The organism is Pseudomonas paraeruginosa, assembly GCF_003025345.2.
GTDB classification, from domain to species: domain Bacteria; phylum Pseudomonadota; class Gammaproteobacteria; order Pseudomonadales; family Pseudomonadaceae; genus Pseudomonas; species Pseudomonas paraeruginosa.
The window spans coordinates 1,357,376-1,372,772 of sequence record NZ_CP020560.1 but is presented as its reverse complement, the minus strand read 5'-3'; the positions used below and the strand labels follow the sequence as shown (position 1 = coordinate 1,372,772).

Sequence of the window (15,397 nt, the reverse complement as noted above, 5' to 3'; positions counted from 1 at the left end):
CCCACCGCGCGGGCGGGTGCCGGCGCCTATCCTGGCGCCTGGCCGGGCTCGCGCCCGGCTAGTCGAATACCTCGGCCAGGCGCGGGGCGATCTTCTCCAGGGACAGGATCTGCACCGCGGCATCGATCGCCGCCGCGGCCTTCGGCATCCCGTAGACCGCACAACTGGCCTGGTCCTGGGCGATGGTGAGGAAGCCGCGCTCGCGCATCTGCTTGAGCCCCTGGGCGCCATCGCGGCCCATGCCGGTGAGCAGCACGCCCACGGCGTCGCCACGCCAGAAGTTCGCCACGCTCTCGAAAAACACGTCAATGGACGGCCGGTAGACGAAAGAACGCGGTTCGGCGGTGTACACCAGCGAACCGTTGCGCAACAGGCGGATGTGGTTGTTGGTACCCGCCAGCAGGATCTGCCCCGGCATCGGCGGCTCGCCATCGCGCGCCAGGCGAACCGGCAGCTTCGATTCGCTGGCCAGCCATTCGGCCATGCCGGCGGCGAACACCTCGTCGACATGCTGCACCAGCACCACGGCGGCATTGAAACTGGCCGGCAGTTGCTTGAGCAATACCGCGAGCGACGCCGGGCCGCCGGCCGAGGCGCCGATCGCCACCAGGCGCTGGCGCGCCCCGCCGCTCTTCGGCGGAACCACCTGGACCTTGCCGCGGCTGTCGCGCTGGCCGATCAGCCAGCCGACGTTCTGGATCTTGCGCAGCAGCGGCGCCGCTGCCGTCTGCGGATTGCCGATGCCCAGCGCCGGCGTGTTCACCGCATCGAGCGCACCATACCCCATCGCTTCGAAGACCCGATGCACATTCTGCTCGATATCGACGGTGACTATCACGATCGCGCAAGGACTTTCCGCCATGATCCGACGAGTTGCCTCGACCCCGTCCATCACCGGCATCAGCAGGTCCATCAGCACCACGTCGGGGGTATCGGCGGCGCATTGGGTCACTGCCTCGGCGCCGTTGGCGGCGACCCAGACGATCTGATGCTCCGGCTCGAAGGCCAGGGCGCGACGCAGGGCCTCCACGGCCAGCGGCATGTCATTGACGATTCCGATCCTCACCCCTGTGCCTCTCCGATCAGGACGACGACGGCATCCAGCAAGGCCTCATCGTGGAAACTGGCCTTCGCCAGATAATAGTCGGCGCCGGCGTCGAGGCCGCGCCGACGGTCTTCCTCACGATCCTTGTAGGACACCACCATCACCGGCAGCGATTGCAGGCGGCTGTCGCGGCGCACCAGAGTGACCAGCTCGATGCCATCCATGCGCGGCATGTCGATGTCGGTGATGAGCAGGTCGAAATGCTCCGAGCGCAAGGCGTTCCAGCCGTCCATGCCATCCACCGCCACCGCCACGTCGTAGCCGCGGCCGAGCAGCAGCTTGCGCTCCAGTTCGCGCACGGTGAGCGAGTCGTCGACCACCAGGATCCGCTTGCGCTGCGCCCCGCCGGCCTGCCGGCGGCTGCGATCGATGCGCTCCAGGCGGCCGCTGCTGAGCAGCTTGCCGACCGAATGCAGGAGGTCCTCCACATCCAGGATCAGCACCGGCGAACCGTCGTCCAGCAAGGCTCCGGCGGAGACGTCACGAACCTTGCCCAGGCGTGGGTCGAGCGGCATCACCACCAGCGTGCGCTCACCGACGAAACGCTCCACGGCGATGCCGTAGACCGCGTCGCGGTCGCGCACCACCACCACCGGGATCGCCCCCTCGCCACGGCCGCCTTCCGGGCGCTGCAGCAGTTGCGCGGCGGACACCAGGCCGACGTGGCGGCCCTCGTACCAGAAATGCTGGCGGCCCTCGAGCTGGACGATCTCCTCGGCCTGCAACTCGCACATCCGCTCGATGTGCGCCAGCGGGAAGGCGTAGGCCTCCTCGCCGATCTCCACCACCAGGCTGCGCACCACCGACAGGGTCAGCGGCACCTCGATATGGAACAGCGTGCCCCGCCCCTGGCGCTGCTCCATGCGCACCCCACCACGCAACTGGCGGACCATGTGTTGCACGGCATCCAGGCCGACGCCGCGCCCGGAGACCTCGGTGACCTGCTCGCGCATGCTGAAGCCGGGCAGGAACAGGAAGGCCAGGAGTTCCTCCTCGCTGAGTTGCGCCGCGGTCTCGGCGGTGGCGAACTGGCGGTTGAGCACGGTCTCGCGCAAGCGCTCCAGGTCGATGCCGCCGCCGTCGTCGCTCAGTTCCAGCACCAGCATGCCGGCGTGATGACGGGCACGGATGGTGATCCGTCCCTCGGCCGGCTTGCCGGCGGCGAGGCGGGTTTCCGCCGCCTCGATACCGTGGTCGACCGCGTTGCGCAGCAGATGGGTGAGCGGCGCCTCGAGTTTCTCCAGGACATCGCGATCGACCTGGGTGGTCTCCCCCTCGACCAGCAGGCGCACCTGCTTGCCCAGCGAGCGCCCGAGGTCGCGGACCATCCGTGCCTGCCCGCTGAGCACATCGGCGAACGGCCGCATCCGCGAGGCCAGGGCCGCGTCGTAGAGCACCTGGGCGCGCTGCCCTCCTTGCCAGGCGAACTCGTCGAGATCGGCGATGTGCTGCACCAGCATCTGCTGGCACTCGCCGATCAGTTGCCGCGCCTCGCTGAGCATGGCCTGGGCCTGCGGGTCGAGACTGGTTTCCTGGACCGTCTCGCGCACCACGTCGAGCGCCCGGCTGGCGCTGGACTGCAGGCGACGCAGGCGCTGCAGGGAGTCGGCCAGCGGCTTGATGCGCTGGAACTCCACCAGCGACTTGCTGGAAATGTCCAGCAGCCGGTCCAGGCGTTCGGCGGTGACCCGCAGCACGCGGCTGCGGCGCTCGTCGGCCTGGCTCGCCGGCTCGTCGTCGCTCTCTTCGCTGGCGGGCGCGGGGACGGCCGACGGCGCTTCGGCATCCACCTCGGGCAGCACGGGGTTCGCCACCGGCAGTTCCGCGCGGGCCAGCGGCAGGCCGCTGCGCACCAGGGTCTCCAGGCGCTCCACCAGGCCATCGATCTCTTCCCGGCCGGCCCCGTCGGCCCAGCCGGCGTCGCCGGCGGGTGGCGTGCCGATGCGCAGCAGCAGGTCGCAGCCCTGCAACAGCGCGTCGATATGTTCCGATTGCAGCAGCAGGCGTCCATCCTGCGCCTCCACCAGGCAGTCCTCCATGACATGCGCCACGCGCACGCCGGCGTCCAGCCCGACGATCCGCGCCGCCCCCTTCAGCGAATGCGCCGCGCGCATGCAGGCTTCCAGCTGGTCGGCCTGGGTCGGGCTGCGTTCCAGCGCCATCAGGCCGGCATTGAGCACCTGGGTCTGGGCCTCCGCCTCGAGCCGGAACAGCTCGAGCAGCGATGCGTCCCTCATCTGGTCCGGAGTCATGCCAGGCTCCGCGCGACGGCTTGCAGGAGAGGGCCTTCGTCGAGCAGGGTGATGCTCCGTTCGCGCCATTGCAGCACCCCGGCCACGTGCCGGCGCGAGGCCTGGCCGTCGGCGTGGTTGGGCGGCAGCACCCGCGCCAGCGGCAGCGCATGGATGCCGTCGACTTCCTCCACCGGCGCCACCACCGGCCCGCCGACGGCGGAAATGATCAGCATGCGCGGCACCACCCGGCGCTCGCCGACCGTGGCGATGCCAGGCTCCAGGTCCAGCAGCTCGCTCAGCGACAGGCAGGCGACCAATGCGCCGCGCACGTTGGTCACCCCCTGCAGGGCGCGCGAACGCTGATGCGGCAGGGAGTGGATGGGATTCATCGGCGCCACCTCCACCAGGCTGCCGGTGGCCAGGCCGAACCACTCCTCGCCCAGGCGGAACACCAGAACCGAGCGCGTCTCGCCCAGGTCCGCCTCTTCGGACTGGCCGCCCAGCGCCTCCGCGCTGTCGAGCTGGTCCTGGCGCAAGGCGATGCGGTCGAGCAGGTGGGTCGCCGCGGCGGCATAGACTTCGCAGTTGCGGCAGTGGATATGACCGTGCAGGCGCTCGCAGGACTTATCACCATGCACGCCGATCCGGTTCCAGCAGTCGTCCACCTGTTGGGTATCGAGCAAGGTCAGGCTCGCCTCAACCATCTTTGTTCACTCCACGGGCCGCGCGCTGCTGCAGGCGCCGGGCGCCGGCGTGGTCGCCGCTGGCGGCGAGCAGCGCCGCCAGTTGCGCCAGGGCCTCGGCGTGCTGCGGCTGCAGATACAGGGCCTTGCGATAGAAATCCTGGGCTTCGCGAACCTGCCCGGCGACGTCGCTGAGCAAGCCGAGCCAGTAGAACGCCGCGGCCGAGGGACCGTGCGCGGCCAGTTGGCGTTCGCAGGCGACGCGCGCCTCGTCGTGCCGGCCGGCATCGGCCAGGCGGGCTATCTCGTCGAACTCGCCGCCAGCGCCAGCGGCCGGCTGGCCACTGGCGGGCGGAACCAGGCTGGACAGGCGCTGGCGCGGTTTCGCCGGCGGCGACGGGCGGCTACCCGTCCGCTCCGCGGCGACGACGGGCGCGGCGGCGCGTGGCGCCGTGGCTACCGGCTTGGGCCGGGCGCCGCGAGGCGCCTCGGCGGCCCGGCGGAAGACGAAAGACAGCGGCACGCCGATCGCCTGCATGCCGTGCTGGCTGAGCAGGCTGGCTTCGGCGGGCCCGATGAACATCGCCCCGTCCGGCCGCAACAGGCGCTTGAGCACCTCGACCACCTCGCTCTGGGTGGGTCGGTCGAAATAGATCAACAGGTTGCGGCAGAACACGAAATCGTAGGGCGCCTCGCCCGCCAGCAGACCGGGCTCGAGCAGGTTGCCGCAACGGAAGCGCACCTTGCGCCGGACCTGCTCGGCCAACTGATAGCCGTCGGCGACCTCGCTGAAATGGCGGTCGCGGAAACCCAGTTGGTCGCCGCGGAACGAGTTCCTGCCGTACACGCCGAGTCTGGCGCGCTCGATCACCCGGGCGCTGACGTCCAGCGCGTCGACCTCGAACAGGTACTCGGAAAGGCCGGCATCGAGCAGCGCCATGACGATGGAATAGGGTTCCTCGCCCGTCGAGCAGGGCAGGCTCAGGATCCGCAGCGCGCGTCCGCCGCCCAGGCTCGGCAGGCGCTCGAAGGCCAGCCTGGCGAGGGTGGTGAAGGACTCCGGGTAGCGGAAGAACCAGGTCTCCGACACCACCACCGCCTCGATCAGCGCCTGCACCTCGCCGGGCGAGCCGTTCAGGCGCATCCAGTATTCGTCCTCGTCGTGCAGCGCGTTGCTGCTCATGCGCTGGCGCACCGCGCGCTCGATCACCGCGCTGCCCACCGAGCTGGCGTCCAGGCCGATCCTGCTCTTGAGCAGGCGCTCGAAGCGCTCGTTCATGCAACCCCCTCGCCGGCCGCCGGCGGGAACAGCAGGCTGCGCACCGCTTCGGGCAGCAACGCCTCGACCCGCACCCACTGCACCAGTCCCTGCGGCCCCTCGTAGACCGGGCCGAGGTAGCGGGCGGCACCGTTGTCCAGGCCGTATTCGCGGAACGCCGAGGGTTCACAGCGCAGCGTGTCGGTGGCCTGTTCGAGAATCAGCCCGAGCCAGACCGCCTCCGCCTCCGCCCGGGCGCGGTACTCGACCAGCACGATCCGCGTACTGGTGCGCGCCAGGGCCGGACGGCCGAAGGCCATCGCGCAGAGATCGAGCACCGGCACCAGCGCGCCGCGATGGGAAAACACCCCGGCGACCCATTCCGGCGCCTCCGGAATACGTTTCAGGCGCAGCAGCGGCAACACCTCGACCACCTCGCGGGCATCCAGGGCATAGCGGTCACCCTCCATGCGGAACAGCAGGAACAGCTTGCTGGTGCGCCGGGGGTCGCCGGCCGAGCGGGGCACGGTCACGACCTCAGACTTTGAAGCGGGATACGCCGTTGCGCAGCCCGTTCGCCACCAGGTTCAGCTCGTCGATGGCGAAACTGGCCTGGCGCAGCGATTCCACGGTCTGTCCGGTGGCCTCGCCCAGTTGCACCAGCGCCTGGTTGATCTGCTCGGCGCCGGTGGCCTGCGCCTGCATGCCCTCGTTGACCATCTGCACCCGCGGCGCGAGCGCCTGGACCTGCTGGATGATCTGCGACAGCTGCTCGCCGACCTGGCCGACCTCGGCGATGCCGCGGCGAACCTCCTCGGAGAACTTGTCCATGCCCATCACCCCGGCCGATACGGCGGACTGGATCTCGCGCACCATCTGCTCGATGTCGTAGGTGGCGACCGCCGTCTGGTCCGCCAGCCGGCGCACCTCGGTGGCCACCACGGCGAAGCCGCGGCCATACTCGCCGGCCTTCTCCGCCTCGATGGCGGCGTTCAGCGAGAGCAGGTTGGTCTGGTCGGCGACCTTGACGATGGTGGTCACCACCTGGTTGATGTTGCCGGCCTTCTCGTTGAGGATCGCCAGCTTGGCGTTGACCAGGTCGGCCGCGCCCATCACGTGGTGCATGGTCTCCTCCATGCGCGCCAGGCCCAACTGGCCGGAGCCGGCCAGGGTCGAGGTCTGCTCGGCGGCGCCGGAAACCTCGCTCATGGTCCGCACCAGGTCACGCGAAGTGGCGGCGATCTCCCGGGAGGTAGCGCCGATCTCGGTGGTGGTGGCGGCGGTTTCGGTGGCGGTGGCCTGCTGCTGCTTGGAGGTCGCGGCGATCTCGGTGACCGAGGTGGTCACCTGCACCGACGAGCGCTGCGCCTGCGACACCAGGCCCTTGAGCTCCTCGGCCATGCCGTTGAAACCGGTCTCGATGGCGCCGAACTCGTCGCGACGGCCCAGGTCCAGGCGCGCGGTGAGATCGCCGCCGGCCATCAGGTCGAGGCTGCGGACGATCTTCTGGATCGGCTGAGTGATCGCGCGCAGCAGCAGGAAGCCGCAGACGCCGGCCACCGCCACCGCCAGCAGCAGGGCGACCAGCATGCTCAGCTCGGCATCGTCGACCGCGTTGACGATGTTGGCCGAGGCGCGGTCGGCGATGTCCTTGTTCAGTTCGATCATCTCGTTGAGGTACGTGCGACCGTCGCGCCAGTGCTGGGTCAGCGGGCCGGCGAGGAGCTTGCCGGCCTCTTCGAAACGCTTCTCGCGGTATAGCTCGAGGACCTTGTCGTGCTGCTCCAGGTAGGCCTTGCGCACGCCCAGGAAGCCGGCGAGCAGTTCGTGGTCGCGGGTCTCGTCCGGGTTCATGGTCTTCTGGTAGGAAGCGATCTGCCGGTCGAGCCGCTCCTCGCTGGCGCGGATGCTGTCGGCCTCGGCCTTGCTCAGCGCGTGGTCGTCGGAGAGGCCGAACAGTTCCTGGGTCTGCAGGTAGTTGTCGGTCCACGAGCTGCGCACCAGCGTGATGAAGTACATGCCCGGCATGGCGTCGTCCTGGACGCGGTAGGCACCCTTCTCCACCGTCAGCATCTTCACGTACGAAGTAGCGGCCATCAGCAGCATGATGGCGATGATCACGGCGAAACTTGCCAGGATTCGCTGGCGAACAGTCCAGTTCTTCACATTTTTCCCCAAGACTCGAGTCCGGAATCGTTCTGCCGCCACAACGGCCGTCAATCGCGCGGACTGTATAGGCCGTCCCCTGCACCGGCAAGCAGCGCCATAGGTTTTTCGAGTAATTGTAGGCGCTGGAAAGACGTTTTTTGACGCCAGAAGTGTGGCAGAAAGAGAAAGAAAGAAAACTGGCAAGCCAGACTTTTCTGAGAAGGCATGCACATCCCGGGTGGAACGCGCGCCCCGCTCCCTGGCCGGGAGCGGGGCGCGTTATCAGCGGTGGATGTCGGCGTGGCGGGTCTCGCGGAGGAACAGCAGGGCGCAGACCAGGCTGCCGCCGGTGATCAGCACCGGGTACCAGAGGCCATAGAAGATGTCGCCGGTGTACACCACCAGGGCGAACGAGACCGTAGGCAGGAAACCGCCGAACCAGCCGTTGCCGATATGGTACGGCAGGGACAGCGAAGAGTAGCGGATGCGGGTCGGGAACAGTTCGACCATCAGCGCCGCCAGCGGGCCGTAGCAGAGGGTCGAGATCAGCACCAGGGCGAAGATGATGGCGACCACCATCGGCTTGTCGACCTGGCTGCTGTCGGCCTGCTGCGGATAGCCCGCGGCCTTCACCGCGGCGGCCATGGCCGTCGCGTCGAAGCCGGCGATCTCGGTACTGCCGATCCTCACCCGCACCTCGCTGCCGGCGGGCGCGGCCGAGGTGGAATACGGCAGGCCGCTCTTGACCAGGAAGGTCTTGACCTTGTCGCAGGGACTGTCGAAGGTCGCCTTGCCCACCGGGTCGAACTGGAAGGTGCAGGTCGCCGGATCGGCCATCACGCTGATCGGCGACTGCCGGCTGGCCTGGTCGATGGCCGGATTGGCGTAGTGCGTCAGGGCCTTGAACAGAGGGAAATAGAACAGCGTGGCGAGCAGCAGCCCGGCCAGCAGCACCGGTTTGCGGCCGATGCGGTCGGACAGCCAGCCGGCGACGATGAAGAATGGCGCGCCCAGTAGCAGGGCGACGATCAGCAGGCCGTTGGCGGTGCCGCCATCGACCTTGAGCACCTGGGTGAGGAAGAACAGCACGTAGAACTGCGCGGTGTAGAAGGTCACCGCCTGCCCCGCGTTGATGCTGAACAACGCGGTCAGCACCACCTTGAGGTTGCCCCAGTTGGTGAAGGACTCGCGCAACGGCGCCTTGCTGACCTTGCCCTCGGCCTTCATCTTGAGGAATGCCGGCGACTCGCGCATCGACAGGCGGATCCAGGTGGAGATGCCCAGCAGGACGATGGACAGCAGGAATGGCAGGCGCCAGCCCCAGGTCTCGAACTCGTCGCCGGTCAACTGGCGGCAGGCCAGGATCACCAGCAGCGAGAGCAGCAGGCCGAGGGTCGCGGTGGACTGGATCCAGCTGGTGTAGCTGCCGCGCTTGTTCGCCGGGGCGTGCTCGGCGACGTAGATCGCCGCGCCGCCGTACTCGCCGCCCAGGGCCAGGCCCTGGAGCATGCGCAGGGTGACCAGGATGATCGGCGCGGCGACCCCGATCGAGGCATAGGTGGGCAGCAGGCCGACGGCGAAGGTCGACAGCCCCATCAACAGGATGGTCACCAGGAAGGTGTACTTGCGCCCGATCATGTCGCCCAGGCGGCCGAACACCAGGGCGCCGAAGGGCCGCACCAGGAAGCCGGCGGCGAAGGCCATCAGGGCGAAGATGAAGGCCGTGGTGTCATTGACGCCGGCGAAGAACTGCTTGCTGATCACCGCCGCCAGGGCACCGTAGAGGAAGAAGTCGTACCACTCGAAGACCGTGCCAAGCGAGGAGGCGAAGATCACCTTGCGCTCCTCCTGGGGCGTGGTCGCAGGCACTGTGTAGGAAGGGGTCGTTGCGTACTCGGTCATTGCGGCTCTCCCGCCCCTTGTGGGGGCTCTTATTGTTGTCTGCCATTTCCGTTTTCAGCGTCGACCGCTGCGGCGCCGGGCGCCACGCGATACGGGGTGTAGCGATCCTCAGGCCTCCACCGCTTCCTTGCCGCCGGCCGCCATGGCGCTCTCGACGACCTGCGGCGCGGCGTCGCGACGACGCTCGGCGAGGATCATCTGCGCCGCCTTCTCGGCGATCACCAGCACCGGCGAACAGGTATTGCCCGAGGTCAGGCTGGGCATGATCGAGGCGTCGGCGATGCGCAGGCCGGGAATCCCGTGCACGCGCAACTGCGCGTCGACCACCGCCAGCGGCCCCTGTCCCATGCGGCAGGTGCCGGCCGGATGGAAGATGGTGGTGCCGATCTGGGCCGCGGCGCGTCGCAGGTCTTCTTCGCTGCGGTACTCCGGGCCAGGCTTGTACTCCTCCGGGCGGAAGGCGGCCAGGGCCGGAGCGGCGGCGATCCGACGGGTCAGGCGGATCGCGTCGGCGGCGACCTCGAGGTCACGCGGATCGCTCAAATAGTTGGGCTGGATCGACGGCGCCGCGTCCGCTTCCAGCGAGCGGATGCGCACCGTCCCGCGGCTGTGCGGGCGCAGGTCGCAGACCGACGCGGTGAACGCCGGGAAGGCGTGCAGCGGCTCGCCGAAGCGGTCCAGCGAAAGCGGCTGGACGTGGTATTCGAGGTTGGCCGACGGCTGTTGCGGATCGGAACGGGCGAAGGCGCCCAGTTGGCTCGGCGCCATCGACAGCGGGCCGCTGCGGTTGAGCAGGTAGCGCAGGCCCATGCCCAGCTTGCCCCAGGCGCTGCCGGCGATCTGGTTGAGGGTCGGGACACCCTCGACCTTGTAGATCAGGCGCAGTTGCAGGTGGTCCTGGAGGTTGCCGCCGACGCCCGGCAGTTCGTGGACGACGCCGGCGCCAAGCCGCTCCAGCAGCTCGCGCGGGCCGATGCCGGATCGTTGCAGCAGGCAGGGCGAACCGATCGCGCCGGCGCTCAGGACAATCTCGCGCCGCGCCTCGAAGCGTCGCTCGCGGCCTTCCCAGCGGACCAGCAGGGCCTTGGCGCGACCGTCCTCGAGCACTACCCGCTGCACCTCGGCGTGGGTCAGGACGGTGAGGTTGGCGCGCTGGGCGATGCCGCGCAGGAAGCCTTTCGCGGCATTCCAGCGCACCCCGCCGCGCTGGTTGACCTGGAAGTAGCCGCAGCCTTCGTTGTCGCCGCCGTTGAAATCCTCGACGCTGGCGATGCCGGTCTGCGCCGCCGCCCGCTGGAAGGCGTCGAGCAGCGCCCAGGACAGGCGCTGGCGCTCCACCCGCCATTCGCCGCCGGCGCCGTGCAGCTCGCTGGTGCCGGCGAAATGATCCTCCATCCTGCGGAACAGCGGCAGCAGGTCCTTCCAGCTCCAGCCGGGGTTGCCTTCGGCCGCCCACTGGTCGTAGTCGCGGGCCTGGCCACGCATGTAGATCATGCCGTTGATCGAGGAGCAGCCGCCGAGCACCTTGCCACGCGGGTACTTCAGGGAGCGGCCGTCCAGACCGGGCACCGCGTCGGTGTCGAAGCACCAGTCGGTGCGTGGGTTGCCGATGCAGTAGAGGTAGCCGACGGGAATGTGGATCCAGGGGTAGTTGTCCGGGCCGCCGGCTTCCAGCAGCAGCACGCGGTTGGCCGGGTCGGCGGAAAGCCGGTTGGCCAGCAGGCAGCCGGCGGGGCCGGCGCCGACGATGAGGTAGTCGTAGGTATCCAGTACCTCGGGCATGGCGAGCCTCGTCTTGTCGTTCTTGTCGTGGGCCGTCGGACCTGCGGATGACCGGCAAGTCTCGAACGGCTTGAGGCTAGTCGTTCATTCGCGATAAAAAAACAAACGTTTCGGGGCAGCTATTGTTCGTTTTCTAACAACGCCCCTCGGCCCGGCAGAAGGCGCCTCCTCATGTTCGACTGGAATGACCTGCGTTTCTTCCTCGAGTTGCAGCGCAGCGGGCGCTTGCTGACCGCCGCCAAGCGCCTCGGCACCACCCACGCCACGGTGGCCCGGCACATCGAAAACATCGAACGCGACCTCGGCACCCAGCTGTTCGCCCAGCACACCGGCGGCTACCAGCTGACCCCGGCCGGCCAGGCGCTGCTCAAGCACGCCGAGGCGATGGAGAACACCGCGCTCCTCGCCCAGGAGGAAATGAGCCAGAGCATCTCGCCGCTGGGGCAGATCCGCATCGGCGTCACCGAAGGCCTCGGCAGCGTGTTCCTCGCTCCGCGCCTGGCGCAGCTGATGCGCCAGTACCCGGGCCTGGAGGTCGAGCTGGTCTCGGTGCCGCGCTTCGTCAGCATCACCAACCGCGAGGCGGACATCGCCATCTCCCTCGACCGGCCGGGGGCCGACCTGGTGATCACCCGCCTGCTGACCCGCTACCGCCTGGCCCTGTTCGCCAGCCCCGCCTACCTGGAACAGGCGCCGCCGCTGCGCGACCGCGACGACCTGGGCCGGCACCAGTGGATCGGCTACGTGGACGACCTGCTGTTCAGCCAGGAACTGATGTTCCACCACAGTTTCTGCCGCCACCCGCAGGTGGTGTTCCGCAGCACCAGCGTGGTCGCCCAGCAGCAGGCGGCGCAGGCCGGCATCGGCCTGGCGATCCTGCCGCACTTCATGGGCAGCCGCGATCCGCTGCTGGTGCCGGTGCTGCCGGAGGAAAGCATCCAGCGCGAGTACTGGATGAGCACCCGTCGGGAACTGCACCGCTCGGTGCGCTTGCGGGTGGTCTGGGACTTCCTGCTGGAGCTGTGCCAGCGCGAGCGGGAGGTCCTGCTGGGCGCATCGGCGGCGGCGCCGCTGTAACGGCGGATACCGCCAGGGGCGTTATCCGCCGGACCGGGGAGGATACTCAGGCCAGGCGCTGCAACGCCTGCCTGGCCTGGTTCTCCAGCTCCAGCTTGAACGAGGGCTCCAGGCGCAGCTGGCGCGCCAGTTCCTCGAGGTAGGAGCGCTCCATGAAGCTTTCCTCGTCGACCATCAGCAGGCTGGCCAGGTACATCTCCGCGGCGATTTCCGGGGTGCTCGCGGCGCGGGCGATCTCGGCCGGGTCCAGCGGCTTGTTCAGCTCGCGCTCCAGCCAGCCCTGCACCTCGCGGTCGCTGGTCAGCTTGGCCACCTCGCCCTCGATCATCTGCCGCTCGCGCTCGTCGATGTGGCCATCGGCCTTGGCCGCGCCGACGATGGCCTGGAGGATCGCGTGGCTGTGCACTTCGGCCTGGGCCTCCGGCAGGCGGTCGACGGTCTGCGGCTGCGCCTGCGGCACGGCGCCATTCTGCTGTTGCTGCCAGTTACTGTAGGCCTTGTAGGCGATCACCCCGAGCGCGGCGAGACCGCCGTAGGTGATCGCCTTGCCACCGAACTTGCGCGCCTTCTTGTTGCCCAGCAGCAGGCCGATGGCGCCCGCCGCCAGGGCTCCGCCTCCGGCACCGGAGAGCAGGCTGCCGAGCTGGCCGCCGCCACTGGCGCCAGGCTTGCCGCCCGTCTTGTTCTGCAGCATTTCCTGCCCGGACTTGAGCAACTGGTCGAGCAAACCACGGGTATTCATGAGGTACCTCCAGGGACGTTTCGGTGACAACCGGATTCGACCGACTCTAGCCCTTCGCATCCGCGCTGCCCGCCGGGAGTTTGCTTCGAGATATTGCGGATCGCCCTGGACGCCCTGGAAAAACGCGATCCATGTCACAGTTCTCCAGATAGAGGCCTAGTGCCAGCAGAAAGCCCTTCGATGCACCGGCACGGACCTCTAAACTCCGCGCCCGCCCGCGACAGCGGGCCGGCGACCGACGCCAGCCGCTCCGCGCGCATTCGCAACAGCAATCTGTGAACATGGCTCGCCCGAGCCACCCACTGCCTCGCAAAGGACTTCCCATGACCATCTCCCGCCGCGACTTCCTGAACGGCGTAGCCCTGACCATCGCCGCAGGCCTGACCCCCGCCGAGATCCTCCGCGCCGCGCCCGGCGGCCGCTACTATCCGCCCGCGCTCACCGGCCTGCGCGGTAGCCATCCGGGCGCCTTCGAAGTCGCGCACCAGATGGGCTGGGAGAAGAAGTCCTTCGACGTCGAACACCTGCCGATCGAGGAAGAATACGACCTGGTGGTGGTCGGCGGCGGCATCAGCGGCCTCGCCGCCGCCTGGTTCTATCGCGAGCGGCACCCCGCGGCGCGCATCCTCGTCGTCGAGAACCACGACGACTTCGGCGGCCACGCCAAGCGCAACGAATTCCAGGCCGGCGGACGGACCATCCTCGGCTACGGCGGCAGCGAGTCGCTGCAATCGCCTAATGCCCTCTACAGCGACGACGCCAGGCACCTGCTGAAGCGCCTGGGCGTAGAACTGAAGCGCTTCGAGACGGCCTTCGACACCGATTTCTACCCCGGCCTGGGCCTGTCCCGCGCGGTGTTCTTCGACAAGGCCAGCTTCGGCGTGGACAAGCTGGTCAGCGGCGACCCGACGCCGATGGTGGCCGACGAGGTTCCTCGCGACCGCCTCAACGCCCGCTCCTGGCGCGCCTTCATCGGCGACTTCCCGCTGCCCCGCGACGACCGCGAGGCGCTCATCGCGCTGTACGAATCGCCTCGCGACTACCTGGCCGGCAAGAGCCTGGAGGAGAAGGAAACCCACCTGGCGAAAACCAGCTACCGCGACTACCTGCTCAAGGATGTCGGCCTTTCGGAAAACTCGGTGAAGTACTTCCAGGGCCGCAGCAACGACTTCTCCGCCCTCGGCGCCGACGCCCTGCCGGCGGCCGATGCATACGCCGCCGGCTTCCCCGGCTTCGACGCCCTCGGCCTGCCGCAACCCAGCGAGGAGGCCCAGGCGGAAATGGACGAGCCGTACATCTACCACTTCCCCGACGGCAACGCCTCGCTGGCGCGGCTCATGGTGCGCGACCTGATCCCCGCGGTGGCGCCGGGCCGGGGCATGGAGGACATCGTCATGGCCCGCTTCGACTACGCCAAGCTGGACCTCGCCGGGCAACCGGTGCGCCTGCGCCTGAACAGCACCGCGGTCAGCGTGCGCAACCGCGCCGGCGGCGTCGACGTCGGCTACAGCCGCGCCGGGCGCCTGCACCGGGTGCGCGGCAGGCACTGCGTGATGGCCTGCTACAACATGATGGTGCCCTACCTGCTGCGCGACCTCTCCGAGGAACAGGCCCACGCCCTGAGCCAGAACGTCAAGTTCCCGCTGGTGTACACCAAGGTCATGCTGCGCGACTGGCAGGCCTGGAAGACCCTCGGCATCCACGAGATCTACGCGCCGACCCTGCCCTACTCGCGGATCAAGCTGGACTTCCCGGTCGACCTCGGCGGCTATGAGCACCCGCGCGACCCGCGGCAGCCGATCGGCGTGCACATGGTCTACGTTCCGACCACTCCGAATGCCGGCATGGACGCCCGCACCCAGGCCCGCGTCGGCCGCAGCAAACTCTACGCCATGAGCTTCGAGCAACTGGAGAAGGATGTCCGCGACCAGCTCCAGGCCATGCTCGGCCCGGCCGGCTTCGACCATCGCCGCGACATCACCGGCATCACCGTGAACCGCTGGTCGCACGGCTACTCGTACTTCATGAACACGCTCTACGACGACGAGGCGCAAAGCGAAGCGCTGATGGAACTGGCGCGGCGCAAGGTCGGCAACGTCACCATCGCCAATTCGGACGCGGCCTGGGACGCCTACGCCCATGCCGCCATCGACCAGGCGGTGCGGGCGGTACGCGAGCTGGGCTGAACCCGGGGCGACAGCGTGGCTGCGCTGTCGCCCGACCCTCTCTCGGCAAAGCTCTGACAGCGGAACCCTGACAGTCCCGCACCCAACGGAACTCCAAGGTTCCGCGCCGGAACATGGCCAGAAGCCACTATTCACGCCAAACCCAAGGCGCTCACCTCGGAAAAATCATAGGAAATTTCCTACCTCCAATCGGAAAAGTCCTGATTAAACTGACAGAACCGATCTATAGAATTCGAGCCCGTCCAGAGCAGATTCCCGTCAGAGAACCAGCCAGACGTCG

11 protein-coding genes are annotated in these 15,397 nt (G+C 68.5%); 2 read left to right on the top strand and 9 right to left on the bottom strand.

Annotated features, from left to right (window positions below; translation table 11 throughout):
* Positions 1-58: 58 nt before the first annotated feature.
* The 8 genes from wspF to B7D75_RS06600 all read right to left on the bottom strand — a co-directional run bounded on the left by wspF (position 59) and on the right by B7D75_RS06600 (position 11,112).
* Positions 59-1,066 (bottom strand): Wsp signal transduction system protein-glutamate methylesterase WspF, encoded by a 1,008-nt coding sequence (gene wspF / locus B7D75_RS06635; protein ID WP_003152284.1) that lies wholly within the window; start codon positions 1,064-1,066, stop codon positions 59-61.
* Positions 1,063-3,357 (bottom strand): Wsp signal transduction system sensor histidine kinase WspE, encoded by a 2,295-nt coding sequence (gene wspE, locus B7D75_RS06630; protein ID WP_012074659.1) that lies wholly within the window; start codon positions 3,355-3,357, stop codon positions 1,063-1,065. Before wspE ends, wspF begins: the two co-directional genes overlap by 4 nt.
* Positions 3,354-4,043 (bottom strand): chemotaxis protein CheW, encoded by a 690-nt coding sequence (locus B7D75_RS06625; RefSeq protein ID WP_034080291.1) that lies wholly within the window; start codon positions 4,041-4,043, stop codon positions 3,354-3,356. The genes wspE and B7D75_RS06625 overlap by 4 nt, the downstream gene beginning before the upstream one ends.
* The gene (locus tag B7D75_RS06620; protein ID WP_107113860.1) at positions 4,036-5,301 is read right to left on the bottom strand and encodes a CheR family methyltransferase; all 1,266 of its coding nucleotides are present in this window, start codon (positions 5,299-5,301) and stop codon (positions 4,036-4,038) included. The genes B7D75_RS06625 and B7D75_RS06620 overlap by 8 nt, the downstream gene beginning before the upstream one ends.
* Positions 5,298-5,813 (bottom strand): chemotaxis protein CheW, encoded by a 516-nt coding sequence (locus tag B7D75_RS06615; RefSeq protein ID WP_034080290.1) that lies wholly within the window; start codon positions 5,811-5,813, stop codon positions 5,298-5,300. The genes B7D75_RS06620 and B7D75_RS06615 overlap by 4 nt, the downstream gene beginning before the upstream one ends.
* A 4-nt stretch (positions 5,814-5,817) precedes the next feature.
* Positions 5,818-7,446 carry a Wsp signal transduction system chemoreceptor WspA gene (gene wspA, locus B7D75_RS06610; protein WP_034080289.1) on the bottom strand — a complete coding sequence of 543 codons (1,629 nt, stop codon included), beginning with the start codon at positions 7,444-7,446 and terminating at the stop codon, positions 5,818-5,820.
* A 264-nt stretch (positions 7,447-7,710) separates the two neighbouring features.
* Positions 7,711-9,330 (bottom strand): MFS transporter, encoded by a 1,620-nt coding sequence (locus tag B7D75_RS06605; protein ID WP_034080288.1) that lies wholly within the window; start codon positions 9,328-9,330, stop codon positions 7,711-7,713.
* Between the two features lie 108 nt (positions 9,331-9,438).
* Positions 9,439-11,112, bottom strand: a complete 1,674-nt coding sequence (locus tag B7D75_RS06600; protein WP_043104067.1) for a GMC family oxidoreductase — start codon at positions 11,110-11,112, stop codon at positions 9,439-9,441.
* Positions 11,113-11,283: 171 nt separating this feature from the next.
* Between B7D75_RS06600 and B7D75_RS06595 the strand changes: the two genes are divergently transcribed.
* Positions 11,284-12,189, top strand: coding sequence for a LysR family transcriptional regulator (locus B7D75_RS06595; protein ID WP_033997404.1), 906 nt, complete (start codon positions 11,284-11,286; stop codon positions 12,187-12,189).
* Positions 12,190-12,235: 46 nt separating this feature from the next.
* On the opposite strand, the gene B7D75_RS06590 is transcribed toward B7D75_RS06595, so the two are convergent.
* Positions 12,236-12,931 carry a tellurite resistance TerB family protein gene (locus B7D75_RS06590; protein ID WP_003156504.1) on the bottom strand — a complete coding sequence of 232 codons (696 nt, stop codon included), beginning with the start codon at positions 12,929-12,931 and terminating at the stop codon, positions 12,236-12,238.
* A 323-nt stretch (positions 12,932-13,254) separates the two neighbouring features.
* Between B7D75_RS06590 and B7D75_RS06585 the strand changes: the two genes are divergently transcribed.
* Entirely contained in the window at positions 13,255-15,117 is a 1,863-nt protein-coding gene (locus B7D75_RS06585; RefSeq protein WP_053816816.1) for a flavin monoamine oxidase family protein, read from the top strand.
* Positions 15,118-15,397: the final 280 nt, after the last annotated feature.

What these genes read in the sequence shown, in the direction of transcription:
- B7D75_RS06620 (WP_107113860.1), bottom strand. Translation starts at nt 5,301, where the DNA reads ATGAACGAGCGCTTCGAGCGCCTGCTCAAGAGCAGGATCGGCCTGGAC.
- B7D75_RS06605 (WP_034080288.1), bottom strand. Translation starts at nt 9,330, where the DNA reads ATGACCGAGTACGCAACGACCCCTTCCTACACAGTGCCTGCGACCACG.
- B7D75_RS06590 (WP_003156504.1), bottom strand. Translation starts at nt 12,931, where the DNA reads ATGAATACCCGTGGTTTGCTCGACCAGTTGCTCAAGTCCGGGCAGGAA.
- B7D75_RS06625 (WP_034080291.1), bottom strand. Translation starts at nt 4,043, where the DNA reads ATGGTTGAGGCGAGCCTGACCTTGCTCGATACCCAACAGGTGGACGAC.
- B7D75_RS06585 (WP_053816816.1), top strand. Translation starts at nt 13,255, where the DNA reads ATGACCATCTCCCGCCGCGACTTCCTGAACGGCGTAGCCCTGACCATC.
- B7D75_RS06600 (WP_043104067.1), bottom strand. Translation starts at nt 11,112, where the DNA reads ATGCCCGAGGTACTGGATACCTACGACTACCTCATCGTCGGCGCCGGC.
- B7D75_RS06595 (WP_033997404.1), top strand. Translation starts at nt 11,284, where the DNA reads ATGTTCGACTGGAATGACCTGCGTTTCTTCCTCGAGTTGCAGCGCAGC.
- wspE (WP_012074659.1), bottom strand. Translation starts at nt 3,357, where the DNA reads ATGACTCCGGACCAGATGAGGGACGCATCGCTGCTCGAGCTGTTCCGG.